Below are 15,630 nucleotides of genomic sequence, written 5' to 3'. Positions count from 1 at the left end.
TTATGGAATATATTTATAAATATTTTGATGAAAAAGCACATATTACTATTTATTCAGCCAAACCAGAAGATTTAACTACAAGTAATGATATAAGAACAATTTTATTAGATGAATATCCTAAATTAAGAAATGATTATTTTATAGTAAGTGATGTTCATGATAATTTTGCTATATGTGTTGGAGATAATATAAATTGTCAAGGAACAGTTAGAATTCAAGTTAAAAAACAAACTAATTTAAAGGATGTTAAAAATGCCACATGTTGAGAATACACAATCAAATAACTATACACTAACTAAATTAATGAGAACTGGTATAAGTCCAATTTCAGCAATGATTGGAACTAGTGCTTATTATGGTCAATTAATAGGTAATCCAATATTAGGTTCAATTAATAGTTTATTATTTGGTAAAAAATTAGGTTTAGATATTTGAAATTTAAATCAAAGACCTTCTGCTAAAACTAAACTAATTAATAGTTCTAAAAAAATATTATTAGGTTTAGGAATAATTGGGTTAGCAAATTATAGTAAATTTACTAACTCTTCTATTAATCCAAATCCAACTGAAAATCCAATAACTACAACAACAGTAGACCCATTTCCAGATAATGTATTATTAGTTAATAATGATAATCATTTAATGGATTGAGATACTTATATTTCATTAAATGCTTATGGTATTTCAAATCTTATGGCAGGAATTACTGAATTAATACCTAATAGATTTGAAACTATTCGTAAAGTATCAAATATGGCAAATGGTGGATGTTTGATTTCAAGTGGTGTTGCAATGGGTATTAATAATGATTTTAATAATGCTTATGCAGTACCTACCATAGTTGCTGGTGCTTCTGAAATTATCCATAATTTACTACCTATTGAAACTACACATCATAACCAAGAAATGCAAGAAACACCATTTAATAATGAAACTGCAAGATTAATTAATGATAATAGATTTACTATTAATAGTGAAACATCTAGTCAATATGGTAGTGATAATATGAGTGAAGTACCATTAAATCATGATAATGCTTCATTAAATTGAGATTATAACCATATGAGTTTATAATGTTACCTTTAATTATTAGACTTATATACTCAGCATTAGCAAGTGATTATATTCGTGTATTAATTGTTAGTTTATTAAAAAATTATAGTAAAGATACAGGATTAAAAGCAGTTTTAGATAGTGAAAATGTTAGTGAAGAAGAACTTGACCAACCATATTCAACTTTTAATCCAAATATTGCTAAAAAATTATTATCTATATTAAAATCTAATGAATTAACTATTTTAAAAAATGAATTAAATAAATTATCGGACTTCTCCCCACATGTACTTGTGGAGGAAACAATGAAATTGAATGAGTTCAATAATACTTTTCAAACTGAAAAACAATGTCTTGCATATATAGCAAGTTTGAAACAAAGCAAATGTATTAGGTGTTCTAGTTTTAATTTGAATACTTCTAATTTAAGAAAAATGAGATGTTTGAAATGTCATCAAACATTCAGTATTCTCACGGGCACTATATTTTCAAAGTCACAAACACCTTTAATATCTTGGTTTTATCTCATCTTTAGATGAATAAACACCAAACATGGAATTCCATCAACTGATGTTGCAAAAGAATTGGGAGTGACCTTGAAAACAGCTTGAAGAATGGGTCATAAAATCCGAAGTGCCATTGCTAAACAAGAACCTCAATTCATTGTTGAGGGCATAGTGCAAATGGATGAAATGTATCTTTCACATATGGGTTTTAAAAAACAAGGAAGATCCTTGTTGAACAAAACCTTGATTGTTGGTATTTATGAAAAAACAACCAACAATCTGATTGTGAAAGTATTGAAAAACGCAAACAGTAAAAATCTTTTGCAGTTTGCAATAAACCACATTTCTTCAAAGTGTGATGTACATACTGATTCTTGAAAAGGATATCGCGATTTGAAATCGGTTTTCACTAAGCATGAAACAGTTAACCATCAAGATGGCTATGTTTCAAAAACTGGTGTAAATACCAACCAAATTGAGTCAGTATGAAAACATATACGAAGAACATTTAAAACACATATCAAAGTTGCAAAACATCATATTCATTTATATGCAAAAGAAGCTGCATATAAATTCAATAACATACCTAGTTTTGAAACTGTAATGCTATGTTTAATTTAAAAATGTGGGGAGAAGTCCGTAGATAGGCTTTTCTCAGCATTTATGTGATAAAATTTAAAAATAGTACATAAAGGGAGAAAAGCCATTAAAATTTTAATATCTAATATTTTAAAAATAACTAGTCATATTATTGGTATATTAATCACTGTTTTCTTTACTAGTACACCATGATTAATACCTAAAATAGATATATTAATGGGTATTGGATCATATTCTAATAATACTTTTTATTTTAGTTGACCAGACCATTTTGCATTAACTTTATTTCCAATGTTTAGTCATATAGGATTAAATCTTATTACTAAATTAGGTAATTATGGAAAATTAATTAAATATGGAGTAATTACTATACCAATTATTATTACAAGTCCTTATTTAATTTATCAATATCAACAAATTAAAAAACATAAAAAAGAATGTAATTTATGTAAACAACATTCAAATAAAATTCAAATAGAAAAGGTGGAATAAATCATGAATTTAACAGTATATTTATTAAGTGGAATTATAGGAGGAGCAGTTACTAGTGGTATTATTATTGCTTTTGTATTATCTATTATTTCAAAAAAAATTAAAAAAAATAAACAAGATATAGTTGCTAAAGAACTTAAAATTAATAAATTAATTGAATATATTATTTTAAATACTAAACAATTAAATGATAAATTACAATTAACAGAAACTACTATTGCACAAAAATTAGATGCTTTTGATGTTGATGAAAAAGATTTTGAAGATTTTATTATTGCTCAAAAAGCAAAACGTCAAGAATTAACAAATAAAGATAAGAAAAAAGTAACTAAAATTAAAATTTAAAGGGTTTAAATACCATTTATTTTTACATTAAGGAGTAAATTATGGCTATTAAAGACCCGATTTTATTTATAACAGTTGAAGAATTTAAAAATTATAAATATTTTAATGAATTATTATTTGATAAAGTTACTACTCCAGATAATGAAATTTGATTTGCAATATCTGTAGCTAGTAGTAATATTGATTATTTAAGTGGTTTTACTATTAGTAAAAAATGACCAGAAATAACACCAACAGATTTTACAGATAATATTCAAACAGCAACTACTAATTATGTTAGATTTTTATTAACTAAAGATATAGATTATTTACGTGGTCAAGGTTCAATTAGTCAAGGTGGATTAACTTATAGTGAAACTAATGAAATAGAAGACAATTGTTGAGATATTGAATTAAAAGATAATCCAACACCAAATCCTAACCCAAGTGTTCCAGAATGAAAAGAAGTAGCAGTTAGTACTGATTTAGTAACAATTAATTATAATTTAAAAAATAAAAATTATTATCGAGTATTCTATAATGGACGTACTAGAGATTTAATTACTAATATTGGGAAAGGTACACATGAAATAAAAGAATTTTATTATCAAGATAATGAAAATGCTTTTATGTTAGGTATTTTTAATATGATGTTAACTGGAATGCCTATGTATATTAAAAATAATGGAGTTAGTTTATATGCTGAATCACGGATGTGTAATTTATGAAAATTAGAAGAATTACAGGAATAATATTATGAATAAAGAATTTACTTATCTTAATGAAATTAGTTATTGATTATTAAATAAAAGTGATTTTACTCATAGTGAATATAATCTTAGTGGTTCACGATATAGTAGTAAAACATATAGTATAGCAGAAGAATTAGCAATATTAATAGCTATTTCAATTAAAGTTAATAAATCAATTTCTATATATTGTTTTAGAAAATTAAATAAAGATATTAATGATTTAGTAAAAGAAATATATAATACTTTAATAACAATATGTTTAAATGATTATAAAGATTTTACTTTAAAATACCCTAATAAGCAAGCAGACTTTCGTTTTAAAGGATCTAAATCATTTATAAGAGTAATGGGTGTATATAGTAATTCAAATGATAGAATACCTTTAAAAGGTCTTTCTCGTAGTGAAATAAAAGGTTTTGATTTAGCAATTGAATGATGTGAAGAAGCAAATGAATTTACTCAGCAAGAATTTCAAGCAATAACATTTGCATTAGGTAATGCTAAAAAAAGAATAAAAATAAAAAGTTGTAATCCAGATAATATTTATCAATATTATATTGAATATATGAATAAAATTGTACCTTTTAATTTAGAAATAATGAAAGAAAAAAATGAACAAATTAAATCAATATTTGATAATAATATTTTTAAATTATTTCATTATAGTAATTGAAAAGTAAATGCTCATAATCTTACATTAGATATGATTAATGATTTAGAAGAATTAAAAGTATTAGATCCAATTAAAGCACAATCTTGATATTATGGTGTACCAAGTATTCTTACTGGTGCTATATTTGCAAGATATCTTGATAAAGTTAGTACTAAATTAGATTTTCAAGTACAAAGATTATCAGGTGGATTAGATATAGGTATGGCAACAAGTCCAAGTGGTCATCCTACAAGTGCTAGTTTATGATTTATTGGTGAAAATGATAATGGTAGAAGAGCACATAAAGAAAGTGAATTTTATCATAGTAATGTAACAATGCAATATAAAGATACTGATACATTAGCAAATGATATTATTAATTATTATATAAATGAAAGTAAACGTTATATAGCAATGTTATTTGGTTTTACTTGTTATGTTGATTATGGTAATGGTGGATTAGTATTTATTGATGTTTTAAAAAGTTGAGTTAAAAAACGTAATATAACATGATTAAAATTTATAGCAGTAGATAAATCAACTTTATATTTAAATGATAGAATTGATTTTACAACAATTTGTATGCTTAAAAATATTATTAGTTTTAATTGAGGAAGATGTCCAGAAACTAAAAGACAATATAATTTAATGCAATGATTATCTAAAGTAAAAATAGATACTAATAATAATCAACCAAAAATGTTAGATTTACATGATGATACTTGAGATAGTGATATGTATGCTTTAATGCATGAAATGAAATGATTAATTAATGGTATTAATAATAAAGGCTTTTCTCCCTTTATGTACTATTTTTAAATTTTATCACATAAATGCTGAGAAAAGCCTTGAAAATAATATTCCCCCACAATCTAATTAAAAAGTTACCTTAATTGGTAACTTTTTTTATATTTACATTTTTGGTGAATTTGGTTTATATCCACTTGTTAAAGGCTGATTTTGTAAATCTATAGAATTTGTTTTATTAAATAAATTCATCTTTTTTTCTTCCTCTTGTTTCGAACAATGTCATATATCTTTTTGATTAGCTTCTAGTTTTGTTTTTTCTTTTTGAATTTTATTTATTTTATTTTCTATAAATTTATTTTTATCATAACAACCAAAAGTAATAATTTTAATAAGAAAATTATTAAACTTACTTATTTTTTGTTTTTTTAAATTTATAATTTCTTTTTTTAAATTATCCAGTTGTAAATTATAATTAGCATGTTTTTCTAAATACGATTCATCTAAAATTTCCTCTAGTCTTTGCACCTCTCTCACTAATTCTTTTCTTATTTCTCTCATTTTATCAAACACTTTCAAACTATCCAATTTTTCAGTTTGCTTTTGAAGAAACCAATTAATATTATTTGCATCTTTTAAATTGCTTAATTTCTTGAATTTTTCTTCAATTTCTTTCAAATTTGAACGTACCTCTTCAAATGTTTTTTCAATATCTTTATTTATTTCTTCTTCTATAGATTTGTTCATTATTTATTTTCCTTTCAAATAAAAACTCATTTATTTTAAAATAAAATAATGAGTTAAAAACTTATATTAAGTTTATGTTTATAATTATATACTTAAATTAGTAAAATATTATTAATTTTTAAAATTATTTCCATTATTTACTCCTTATTTTCATTATTAAGATATTCAATCACTTCATCTATTCTTTTATTTGTCATTTAAGTTCTTATTAAATCTAACTATTAACTTGATACTCCCAACAGGCTTTTAAAAGCACTATCTGTTTATTTTTATTTTATATTAAACATCATTGTCTCTTAATATCACCATTGATTTATTCTTTTTTTTGTATAGTAAATTATTATAAAAAGTAAACAATACAATTAAAACTAAATATAAAGCCAAAATCACACCAATATAAATAAAAAATGTTGGTAAGCCATCATGAAAGTTTAAAAATGAATATGAAAATGAATAATCAATTTCAGTTTTACCCTTTGGCACCATCCCAACAAAATTACCTTTAGCAAGCGCATACCCTAAGTATGCAAACATGTAAATAGAAATAATTGGTGTTCATAAATAAGCTTGTTTCTTATATTCTCAGTAATATTTTCCAGCAGTTAGCAGGTAATATAAAACCATAATTAATGGAGTAACTAAATGTAATAAAAAAGTATTAACAAAGTTAGTTATACTAATCGGATCACTTGTATCTAAACTCTTTAACCAGGGTTTAAATAAAACGCTAAAGAAGACAACACCAGTTATAGTAATATATGTTGTAATAGCTAAACCAAATCTACCATGAATAAATAAACAACGATTCTCATAAAAACGATTAGTTAAAACAAAACAAAAAAAGAATAAAAGCAATAGATTGCTTTGAATAGTAAATGTAGAAAGCAATGTTCACAACCCTACTCAAGCACCATCTGGAGGAATTCAAAGTTTATGGGGATTTGTTACTGTAGGTGGCATTTTTGCATACCCAACTAGGATTGTTGTAAACTGAACAATTAAAGCAACAATAATAACAATAAGCCCAGTTCATAGTAAAAAATCAGAAAACTTCGCTTTAAAAACCACCCTTTTACCAAGGCCCATATTTATCAACTCACAATTCTATATTTTATCTAGTTATTAATTGTGTTTAATTACATTATACATGATATTATATTAAGTATGTAAGATATTACAAAAAACAATGCTAACTTTTAAGGTAACAATACATAGGTGGATTATGTACCAATTATTTTTAGACACAACAAATAAAAAATTAACAGTAGTACTATTACAAAATAATAATATTTTAGTAAGTAATTCATTTGACGCTTGACAAAAACAAACAGAATTAGCACTCACTACTATTGATAAGTTACTAGTTAAGTGTCAATTAAAATTAAAAGATATTAATCAAGTAGTAATTGCTTCTGGGCCTGGTAGTTATACTGGAATTAGAATAGCGTTTACTTTCGTTAAAACTTTGAAAGTTTTAAATCCTTTATTATCGATTTTTATTGTTAATAGTTTATTATTACAAGTAGGGTTACAAAAAGCCGTTAGTATACTCCTGGCATACAATAAGAAAAGTTATTTAGCAGTTTATGATAAAGGTAAAATCATAATTGCACCACAACTAGTAGATAATAATGCTAAAATAGGAATTGTTAGTGATTTATTGAATTACGTTTTGATTGAAGATTTACAAGGTTGCGATATCGTTAGTAATTTTCAATCTCTAGTACCACACTTTACTGAGATTAAATCAATTAATGAGTTACAACCATGTTATATTAATGATCCTTTTTCACAAGCATAACCTAGTAATAATATTTTATAGTAACTAAAGGAGGCTTAAATGCTTATCAATGATAATTTTTGATTGCGTGTATCAAAAGAACAGAATAATTTTACGAAGAAAGAAAAAAATATTATTAACTATATTAATAAAAACAGCCAAAAAATGGATTCAATTACCATTAGTGCTTTAGCCAAAGATAATGCTGTTGGTTATAGTGTTGTTTATAACTTAATTAAAAAACTAGGATTTAAAGGATATCGAGAATTTATTATTAGTTTAGCAGCACAAGAAACAACTTTCAAAGCTTTAAATCGTGAATTTTTTGGTGACCGTAGTGTTTTAAAAGACCACTATAAAAAACTAATTGATTTAAATGATTCAACCATTAATTATTGTGATTTGCAAGAATTTATTAATTGATTAGATGATAATAGTAAAGCTTGCCTTTATATTGCAGGAGTCGGTAATTCAGGATTAGGTGCTGAAGATTTAGCTAATAAATTATATCGTTTTGGTTTACGTTCTATTTGTTTAAACAAAGATGATGATAGCATTTTAATGCATGCTTCATTAATTAAAGCCGAAGATGTATTAATTCTATTTTCTTTATCAGGAAAGACAGCTGCCATTGTTGAAGCAGCAAGATTAGCTAAAAGAAATAATGCTAAAATCATTGTTGTTACATCACAAGATAAATCAGAAATATCGACTTATGCTGATTGAACTTTTAATATTGTTTCATCTGGACTTTATGAAGCTCAAGAAATATTTATTTCACCATTGTTTGCCATTACCTATTTTAATGATTTAATTACAACATACTTATTAAAGTCAAAAAATCGCGATTTGTATTTAGAAAATCGGATTAAAACTAACAAAGTTATTAAAAAATTTAATTAAAATTTATCATTTTACTTTAAATTAATTTACGGACTTCTCCCCACATGTACTTGTGGAGGAAACAATGAAATTGAATGAGTTCAATAATACTTTTCAAACTGAAAAACAATGTCTTGCATATATAGCAAGTTTGAAACAAAGCAAATGTATTAGGTGTTCTAGTTTTAATTTGAATACTTCTAATTTAAGAAAAATGAGATGTTTGAAATGTCATCAAACATTCAGTATTCTCACGGGCACTATATTTTCAAAGTCACAAACACCTTTAATATCTTGGTTTTATCTCATCTTTAGATGAATAAAAACCAAACATGGAATTCCATCAACTGATGTTGCAATAAACCACATTTCTTCAAAGTGTGATGTACATACTGATTATTGAAAAGGATATCGCGATTTGAAATCGGTTTTCACTAAGCATGAAACAGTTAACCATCAAGATGGCTATGTTTCAAAAACTGGTGTGAATACCAACCAAATTGAGTCAGTATGAAAACATGTACGAAGAACATTTAAAACACATATCAAAGTTGCAAAACATCATATTCATTTATATGCAAAAGAAGCTGCATATAAATTCAATAACATAACTAGTTTTGAAACTGTAATGCTATGTTTAATTTAAAAATGTGGGGAGAAGTCCGTAGATAGGCTTTTCTCAGCATTTATGTGATAAAATTTAAAAATAGTACATAAAGGGAGAAAAGCCTTAATTTATTATTAATATGTTAGAAAAATAACACCAAAAGGAGATGAAGTAAATTGTCTAAACAAGATATTATAACACCACAACAAGTTTTTTTGGATGATTCTTGTACAACACAAGATGAAGTATTTACAAAAATTGCCCAAGAAGCGCAAAAATTAGGGCTTTTGAGAAAAGGTTCTAGTATCGATACGCTAGTGCAAAGTTTTAAAGCTCGTGAAGCAGAAGGAACAACTGGTTTTGGTGATGGGGTAGCTGTACCGCATGCCCGAAATGAAGATATTGTTAAAGCAAGAATTTTTATTGTACGCTTTAAAAAACCTGTTGAATGAAAAGCCATGGATGAACAACCTGTGCAAGCTATTATTGCTTTAATTGTTCCGTTGAAATCTGCTTCTAATGAACACTTAGCAATTTTATCTAAAGTAGCGCAAAAATTAGCTAAACCAGATTTTCAAGAACTATTATTAAAATCAAATGATAAATCTGCTGTTATTGCTGGTCTTGCGATTGATGAAAAAGATGAAAAACCTGAAACTATAAAACCAGAATCACCAACAAGTAAAAATGGTAAGAAAAAAATTGTCGCTATCACTGCTTGTCCAGTGGGAGTAGCACATACTTATATTGCCCAAGATAAATTGGAATTAGCAGCTAAAACTTTAGGTCATGATATTAAAGTGGAAACCCATGGTAGTATTGGAATTAAAGGTACTTTAACCAAAGAAGATATTACTAGTGCTGATTTAGTTATTATTGCAGTAGCTGCTGGAGCTGCTGATTTAGGTTTAGAGCGTTTTGCTGGTAAACCATTATATCAACTAGAAATTACCAAAGTTATAAAAGACCCTGAAGGTTCTATGAACAAAGCGTTTGCTGAAGCTAAACCTTTTGAAACTAAAGGTGGAGATAGTAAAAATAGTTCAGGCGATGTTGCTGGAGATATGTTTGCTACTTACAAAAAAGGAATTATGAAACATATTATGGCTGGTGTTGGTTATATGGTTCCTTTTGTTGTCTTTGGTGGTATTATGATTGCGCTATCAATTGGATTAACGAAAGCTATTTACGGTCCAAGTGCTGACCCTTGTACTTTAGAACCTAACTTCTTATATTTCATGTTTAAAGCAGGAGTTGCTGGGTTTACATTAATGATTCCGATTCTGGCAGGATATATTGCTTATTCAATTGCTGGAAGAGCGGCATTAGTACCAGCAATGGTTAGTGCCTTTATTGCTAATACTGTTGGTTTAGTTTATCCGATTGCTGGTCTTGAGTCTAATGTTTCATCAGGATTCTTAGGAGCCTTGTTAATCGGTCCGGTTGCTGGTTATTTAGTAAAATGAATGATTAGTTGAAAAGTACCAAAAACAATTGCTCCAATTATGCCAATTTTTGTTATCCCAATTATTGCTACATTCTTAATTAGTTTTACATTTATGTATGCAATTGGTGCACCAATTGCTTGACTAATGCAACAACTACAAGATGGATTAACTAAATTACCAACTGCTGCGATGGCTGGTATTGGATTATTATTAGGAGCCATGGTTGGATTTGATATGGGTGGTCCAATTAATAAAATTGCTTTCTTAACTGCTTCTGGTTTAGTTGCTAGTGGTAATGGTGACCCAAATACCCAAATTTTCATGGGTGCTGTTGCTGCAGCGATTCCAGTTGCGCCAATTGGTATGGGATTAACAACGATGATTTTACGTAAGTACTTTAATGAAGGTGAAAAAACTTTAGGTTTAACAGCTTTATTAATGGGATGCATTGGGATTTCAGAAGGAGCAATTCCATTTGCGGTAAGAGATCCAAAACGTGCTATTATTAGTAACATTGTTGGTAGTGCTGTTGCTGGATGTATTGCTGGAGCATTCTTTTTAACCGATGCTGCTGCTCATGGTGGTCCCATTGTTGCAGTATTAGGTGCTGTGGGTGCTTTACATTATCATCAAGGAATTGGAATTGCTTTATTCTTTCTAGCTATTGTTGTTGGAGCACTTATTACTTGTTTTATGTATGGCGGATTATTAATTATCCAATCACGTAACATCTGTGTTTTTAAAATCATGGGTGATAAAGTTAATAAAGTTTTTAAGAAGAAACCAACAATAGCTAATAACCCAAACCAAAAATAAATTATAAATTTAGGAGAATGTATTATGGGTAATAACCCTTTGTCGCAAATAATTTTTTTAATTCCTGCTTTTGTCCATAAAATCTGAGGTAGTCAAAAGTTAGCGCATAAGTTTAACTTTGACTTACCAAAGAACACTGCTATTGGTGAAGCATGATTAATCAGCGCCCATCCCAATGGTATGAGTTATGTTTTAAATGGCACTCATAAAGGTTTAAGTTTAGCACAACTATTTAAAGATTTCCCACACTTATTTGGTAATCCTCACGAGGCTGAATATCCATTACTAACTAAGATTTTGGATGCTAATGATAGTTTAAGTGTTCAAATTCATCCTGACGATGAATATGCGCAAAAACATCATCAAAGTTTAGGTAAAACTGAATGTTGATATGTTTTAGATTGTTTGCCAGAACCCAAAGGTCAAGTTATTTTAGGCCACTTTGCTAAAACAAAAGACCAATTTAAACAGTGAGTATATAAAGGTCAATGGAATAAATTATTGAAGTACGTTCCAATTAAAGAAGGGCAATTTATTTATGTTCCTTCTTTAAAAATTCATGGATTGTTAGCCCACACTATGGTTTTTGAATTACAACAATCATCAGATATTACTTATCGCTTATATGATTATGACCGTAGAGATGATTTCGGCAATCCTCGAGTTTTACACTTAAAAGAAGCAGAAGATATTATCATTACTCCTGATAAAGATAATAGTGATACTAATGCTCATGATAATTACTTAGTTGATAATCAATTTTATAAACTAATTAAAATTACCAATGATGGTATTAAAAATTATAGCTATCCTGATGTGCGATGATTACAAGTTTCGGTTTTAGATGGTAAAGGAACAATTGATGGTGAACCAATTAAAAAAGGTGATTCATTTATTTTACCTCATGGCTATAATAGTTTTACTTTAGATGGTAATTTAATGATGATGATAAGTTATTGTTAAAATATTAAAATTAAACTCTTATTAGAAAACTATATTCTAATAAGAGTTTTTAATGTCTTGAACTAAGTTTAATTATACAATAAGTGATGGTTGTTGCAACATAGGACGATTTTGTTCCCCATTTCTTTCTAAATCATTACATTCTTTAACAGTAGTTCTGTTTCAAGGATTTTTAATTAATATAATAGCAACAATTCCAGTAGCTACAGTTCCATAAATTAATGCGTTATTTCTAGCGAAATTAACAGGTTTTGAAATTTGTTCATAATTTTAAATTAAAGGATAAGTAAGATTAAATGAATGAACAGAATTAATTGAATCATCTGCTTTAGGTGTATGTTAATTTTCTAAAGTAGAAATATTACATTTAGATGCTAATCCTGGTCTTAATACATCACAGTAAGATTGTTCAATAATTTTAGTGTTTAAATCATAAAATTCAATTGAATTTTATGTAAAGTTCATATTAATTTGCAATTCTTCTAATATAGTTTTAAACCTAACAATATTAGTGTCTATTGTTTTTTTATCAATGTTTTGATGAAGAATTGTGAATTTTTCCTTAGCATTTTTCAAATTATAAGTAATTAATCCTAGTTTTGAATCAATATTAAATGAATAATTTAAGTCTTTTCTCCCTTTATGTACTATTTTTAAATTTTATCACATAAATGCTGAGAAAAGCCTATCTACGGACTTCTCCCCACATTTTTAAATTAAACATAGCATTACAGTTTCAAAACTAGGTATGTTATTGAATTTATATGCAGCTTCTTTTGCATATAAATGAATATGATGTTTTGCAACTTTGATATGTGTTTTAAATGTTCTTCGTATATGTTTTCATACTGACTCAATTTGGTTGGTATTTACACCAGTTTTTGAAACATAGCCATCTTGATGGTTAACTGTTTCATGCTTAGTGAAAACCGATTTCAAATCGCGATATCCTTTTCAAGAATCAGTATGTACATCACACTTTGAAGAAATGTGGTTTATTGCAAACTGCAAAAGATTTTTACTGTTTGCGTTTTTCAATACTTTCACAATCAGATTGTTGGTTGTTTTTTCATAAATACCAACAATCAAGGTTTTGTTCAACAAGGATCTTCCTTGTTTTTTAAACCCATATGTGAAAGATACATTTCATCCATTTGCACTATGCCCTCAACAATGAATTGAGGTTCTTGTTTAGCAATGGCACTTCGGATTTTATGACCCATTCTTCAAGCTGTTTTCAAAGTCACTCCCAATTCTTTTGCAACATCAGTTGATGGAATTCCATGTTTGGTGTTTATTCATCTAAAGATGAGATAAAACCAAGATATTAAAGGTGTTTGTGACTTTGAAAATATAGTGCCCGTGAGAATACTGAATGTTTGATGACATTTCAAACATCTCATTTTTCTTAAATTAGAAGTATTCAAATTAAAACTAGAACACCTAATACATTTGCTTTGTTTCAAACTTGCTATATATGCAAGACATTGTTTTTCAGTTTGAAAAGTATTATTGAACTCATTCAATTTCATTGTTTCCTCCACAAGTACATGCGGGGAGAAGTCCGTAATTTAATATACTTTTTAAATTTAAAAAGATAGATTCACTTATGTGTATGCTTGTACTATTAGATGAATTTTCTTCTAATATTGAATTTAATTCCTGTCTTTTTTTAGTAAGAAAATCGTTTAAATTCTGATTTATAATAGGATTGCTGAAATAGTTATAAAAGTTTTGTAGTTGGATTACTAAATTATCAATAATACTACCATATTTTTCAATGCTTTTTTCTGTAGTAGTATTAATTTTAAATTAAATTTGACAGTTAAATCCACAACATTACTTTTAAATTTTTCTATCAATTAATTGAAGTAATATTCAAACTATAACGCTTATTTATAGTTTTTATGAATTAAACTAATATTTTTTCTTTTCTTAAATCTTTATTATAAGAAAAAAGCAAAGTAATGATAAAATTAATTAGTAAACAACTTAGAAAAGGTAGTGAAAAAAATGAGCGTACAACATATTAATGATAAAAAACAAGTTGCTGAGATTTTAAACTCTGGTAAAGTATCAGTTATTGATTTCTCTGCAGAATGATGTGGACCTTGCAAAGCATTAGGCCCAAGATTTGAAAAAGTAGCTAATGATAAAACTAATAGTAATATTAATTTCATTAAGGTTGATGTTGACCATGCTAAAGCTTTAGCAGAACAATATGAAATTGCTTCAATTCCCACTTTAATTTATTTTGATAAACATGGAAATGTTGTCAATCGTGTCTCTGGTTTAGTAAATGAACAACAAATTACAAGTAATATTGAAGAAGCTAAAGGAAAATAAGGTAATTAATCATGCCAATTAAGTTAATTGTTCTTGATTTAGATGGAACATTATTAAAAAGCCATTGAAAAGTACATCCTAAAAATTTAGTAGCTATTCAAAAAACCCAAGATAAAGGAATTAAAGTTATCATTGCCACTGGGCGAGCTCCTAGTTCAACCATTGATATTGCTAAAGCATGTTTAATCCATGAGCAGACAGGACATATTATTTGTTATAATGGTGGTAATATTATTGATATTACTAAAGAAAATAAAATGGATATTTTATACGAAAAATCTTTAAGTACAGAACAAATCCAAGCAATTATTAAATTTGCTAATGATAATAACTTAGCTATATGAGGATATAGTACTGATAATAAAACAGGGCTTATTAACCGTAGTTCATTACGAGTAAAGATTATGGAAAATTTTAATCACTTACCAAGTAAACAAATTGATGAAACTACTACTGAAGGGATGTATAAAATTCTATTATTTTGTAAAAAGAAAAAACAAGTTAATCCTATCTTAGAAAAATTAAATGACATTAAAGATTTAGAACTTGCCACATCTTCACATAGCGTTATTGAAATTAATCCACTTGGTGTTAATAAAGCAACAGCAGTTCAGTTCTTATGTAAAAAATGAGGAATTAAAGCTGATGAAGTTTTAGCATGTGGTGATGGAATGAATGACTACAAATTAATCCAATGAGTAAAATATGGAATTGCTATGAAAAATGGCCATCATAACTTAAAATTAGCAGCTTATGATGTAACTACGAAAAATACTTGTGGTGGAGTTGCTAAAGCCATTGATAAGTATGTATTTCCTATATCAGAATTTGATTAATGATTAACTTTATGAAGTTTAAAGTACGACCATATGTCGTACTTTTTTATTTTAGCAAATGAAGAAAATGTACTATGAA

19 protein-coding genes are annotated in these 15,630 nt (G+C 27.1%); 14 read left to right on the top strand and 5 right to left on the bottom strand.

The window, feature by feature from the left end:
* The first annotated feature begins 2 nt into the window (after nucleotides 1-2).
* Nucleotides 3-284 (top strand): hypothetical protein, encoded by a 282-nt coding sequence (locus ACFEL4_RS07830; RefSeq protein WP_375317299.1) that lies wholly within the window; start codon nucleotides 3-5, stop codon nucleotides 282-284.
* Nucleotides 253-1,074: a hypothetical protein gene (locus tag ACFEL4_RS07825; protein WP_375317298.1), complete on the top strand. Its 822-nt coding sequence runs from the start codon at nucleotides 253-255 to the stop codon at nucleotides 1,072-1,074. Before ACFEL4_RS07830 ends, ACFEL4_RS07825 begins: the two co-directional genes overlap by 32 nt.
* Nucleotides 1,075-1,156: 82 nt before the next feature.
* Here ACFEL4_RS07825 and ACFEL4_RS07820 read toward each other — a convergent pair whose 3' ends face one another.
* Nucleotides 1,157-1,378, bottom strand: a complete 222-nt coding sequence (locus tag ACFEL4_RS07820) for a hypothetical protein (RefSeq protein WP_375317297.1) — start codon at nucleotides 1,376-1,378, stop codon at nucleotides 1,157-1,159.
* On the opposite strand from ACFEL4_RS07820, the gene ACFEL4_RS07815 reads away from it, so the two are divergent.
* From ACFEL4_RS07815 to ACFEL4_RS07795, 5 genes are all read left to right on the top strand, one after another.
* Nucleotides 1,359-2,180 carry an IS1595 family transposase gene (locus tag ACFEL4_RS07815; RefSeq protein ID WP_375316797.1) on the top strand — a complete coding sequence of 274 codons (822 nt, stop codon included), beginning with the start codon at nucleotides 1,359-1,361 and terminating at the stop codon, nucleotides 2,178-2,180. The two genes, ACFEL4_RS07820 and ACFEL4_RS07815, sit on opposite strands and share 20 nt — an antisense overlap.
* A gap of 195 nt (nucleotides 2,181-2,375) precedes the next feature.
* On the top strand, nucleotides 2,376-2,651 hold the full coding sequence (locus ACFEL4_RS07810; protein WP_375317296.1) for a hypothetical protein: 276 nt from the start codon (nucleotides 2,376-2,378) through the stop codon (nucleotides 2,649-2,651).
* A gap of 3 nt (nucleotides 2,652-2,654) precedes the next feature.
* On the top strand, nucleotides 2,655-2,996 hold the full coding sequence (locus ACFEL4_RS07805) for a hypothetical protein (protein ID WP_375317295.1): 342 nt from the start codon (nucleotides 2,655-2,657) through the stop codon (nucleotides 2,994-2,996).
* Between the two features lie 41 nt (nucleotides 2,997-3,037).
* The gene (locus ACFEL4_RS07800) at nucleotides 3,038-3,727 is read left to right on the top strand and encodes a hypothetical protein (protein WP_375317294.1); all 690 of its coding nucleotides are present in this window, start codon (nucleotides 3,038-3,040) and stop codon (nucleotides 3,725-3,727) included.
* A gap of 4 nt (nucleotides 3,728-3,731) precedes the next feature.
* The gene (locus ACFEL4_RS07795; protein WP_375317293.1) at nucleotides 3,732-5,198 is read left to right on the top strand and encodes a hypothetical protein; all 1,467 of its coding nucleotides are present in this window, start codon (nucleotides 3,732-3,734) and stop codon (nucleotides 5,196-5,198) included.
* A 93-nt stretch (nucleotides 5,199-5,291) separates the two neighbouring features.
* On the opposite strand, the gene ACFEL4_RS07790 is transcribed toward ACFEL4_RS07795, so the two are convergent.
* Together ACFEL4_RS07790 and ACFEL4_RS07785 are read right to left on the bottom strand one after the other, a co-directional pair.
* Nucleotides 5,292-5,873, bottom strand: a complete 582-nt coding sequence (locus ACFEL4_RS07790; protein ID WP_375317292.1) for a hypothetical protein — start codon at nucleotides 5,871-5,873, stop codon at nucleotides 5,292-5,294.
* A 279-nt stretch (nucleotides 5,874-6,152) separates the two neighbouring features.
* Nucleotides 6,153-6,959 (bottom strand): hypothetical protein, encoded by an 807-nt coding sequence (locus ACFEL4_RS07785; RefSeq protein ID WP_375317291.1) that lies wholly within the window; start codon nucleotides 6,957-6,959, stop codon nucleotides 6,153-6,155.
* Nucleotides 6,960-7,095: 136 nt separating this feature from the next.
* Between ACFEL4_RS07785 and tsaB the strand changes: the two genes are divergently transcribed.
* The 5 genes from tsaB to ACFEL4_RS07760 all read left to right on the top strand — a co-directional run bounded on the left by tsaB (nucleotide 7,096) and on the right by ACFEL4_RS07760 (nucleotide 12,369).
* The gene (gene tsaB, locus ACFEL4_RS07780) at nucleotides 7,096-7,674 is read left to right on the top strand and encodes a tRNA (adenosine(37)-N6)-threonylcarbamoyltransferase complex dimerization subunit type 1 TsaB (protein ID WP_375317290.1); all 579 of its coding nucleotides are present in this window, start codon (nucleotides 7,096-7,098) and stop codon (nucleotides 7,672-7,674) included.
* A gap of 39 nt (nucleotides 7,675-7,713) precedes the next feature.
* Nucleotides 7,714-8,556 (top strand): MurR/RpiR family transcriptional regulator, encoded by an 843-nt coding sequence (locus ACFEL4_RS07775; protein WP_375317289.1) that lies wholly within the window; start codon nucleotides 7,714-7,716, stop codon nucleotides 8,554-8,556.
* Between the two features lie 64 nt (nucleotides 8,557-8,620).
* Entirely contained in the window at nucleotides 8,621-9,181 is a 561-nt protein-coding gene (locus tag ACFEL4_RS07770) for a transposase (protein WP_375317288.1), read from the top strand.
* A 137-nt stretch (nucleotides 9,182-9,318) separates the two neighbouring features.
* Nucleotides 9,319-11,406: a PTS fructose transporter subunit IIABC gene (locus tag ACFEL4_RS07765; RefSeq protein WP_375317287.1), complete on the top strand. Its 2,088-nt coding sequence runs from the start codon at nucleotides 9,319-9,321 to the stop codon at nucleotides 11,404-11,406.
* Nucleotides 11,407-11,430: 24 nt separating this feature from the next.
* Entirely contained in the window at nucleotides 11,431-12,369 is a 939-nt protein-coding gene (locus ACFEL4_RS07760) for a type I phosphomannose isomerase catalytic subunit (RefSeq protein WP_375317286.1), read from the top strand.
* A gap of 711 nt (nucleotides 12,370-13,080) precedes the next feature.
* Here the strand turns inward: ACFEL4_RS07760 and ACFEL4_RS07755 are convergent.
* Entirely contained in the window at nucleotides 13,081-13,470 is a 390-nt protein-coding gene (locus ACFEL4_RS07755; RefSeq protein WP_375316929.1) for an IS1595 family transposase, read from the bottom strand.
* On the bottom strand, nucleotides 13,365-13,901 hold the full coding sequence (locus ACFEL4_RS07750; protein ID WP_375317285.1) for a hypothetical protein: 537 nt from the start codon (nucleotides 13,899-13,901) through the stop codon (nucleotides 13,365-13,367). The genes ACFEL4_RS07755 and ACFEL4_RS07750 overlap by 106 nt, the downstream gene beginning before the upstream one ends.
* A 481-nt stretch (nucleotides 13,902-14,382) precedes the next feature.
* Between ACFEL4_RS07750 and trxA the strand changes: the two genes are divergently transcribed.
* Nucleotides 14,383-14,715, top strand: a complete 333-nt coding sequence (trxA, locus tag ACFEL4_RS07745; protein ID WP_308149714.1) for a thioredoxin — start codon at nucleotides 14,383-14,385, stop codon at nucleotides 14,713-14,715.
* A gap of 11 nt (nucleotides 14,716-14,726) precedes the next feature.
* Nucleotides 14,727-15,551: an HAD family hydrolase gene (locus ACFEL4_RS07740; RefSeq protein ID WP_375317284.1), complete on the top strand. Its 825-nt coding sequence runs from the start codon at nucleotides 14,727-14,729 to the stop codon at nucleotides 15,549-15,551.
* Nucleotides 15,552-15,630: the final 79 nt, after the last annotated feature.

Source organism: Spiroplasma endosymbiont of Virgichneumon dumeticola, assembly GCF_964264745.1.
GTDB lineage: Bacteria > Bacillota_I > Bacilli_A > Mycoplasmatales > VBWQ01 > Spiroplasma_E.
This window is presented reverse-complemented; position numbering and strand designations above follow the sequence as displayed.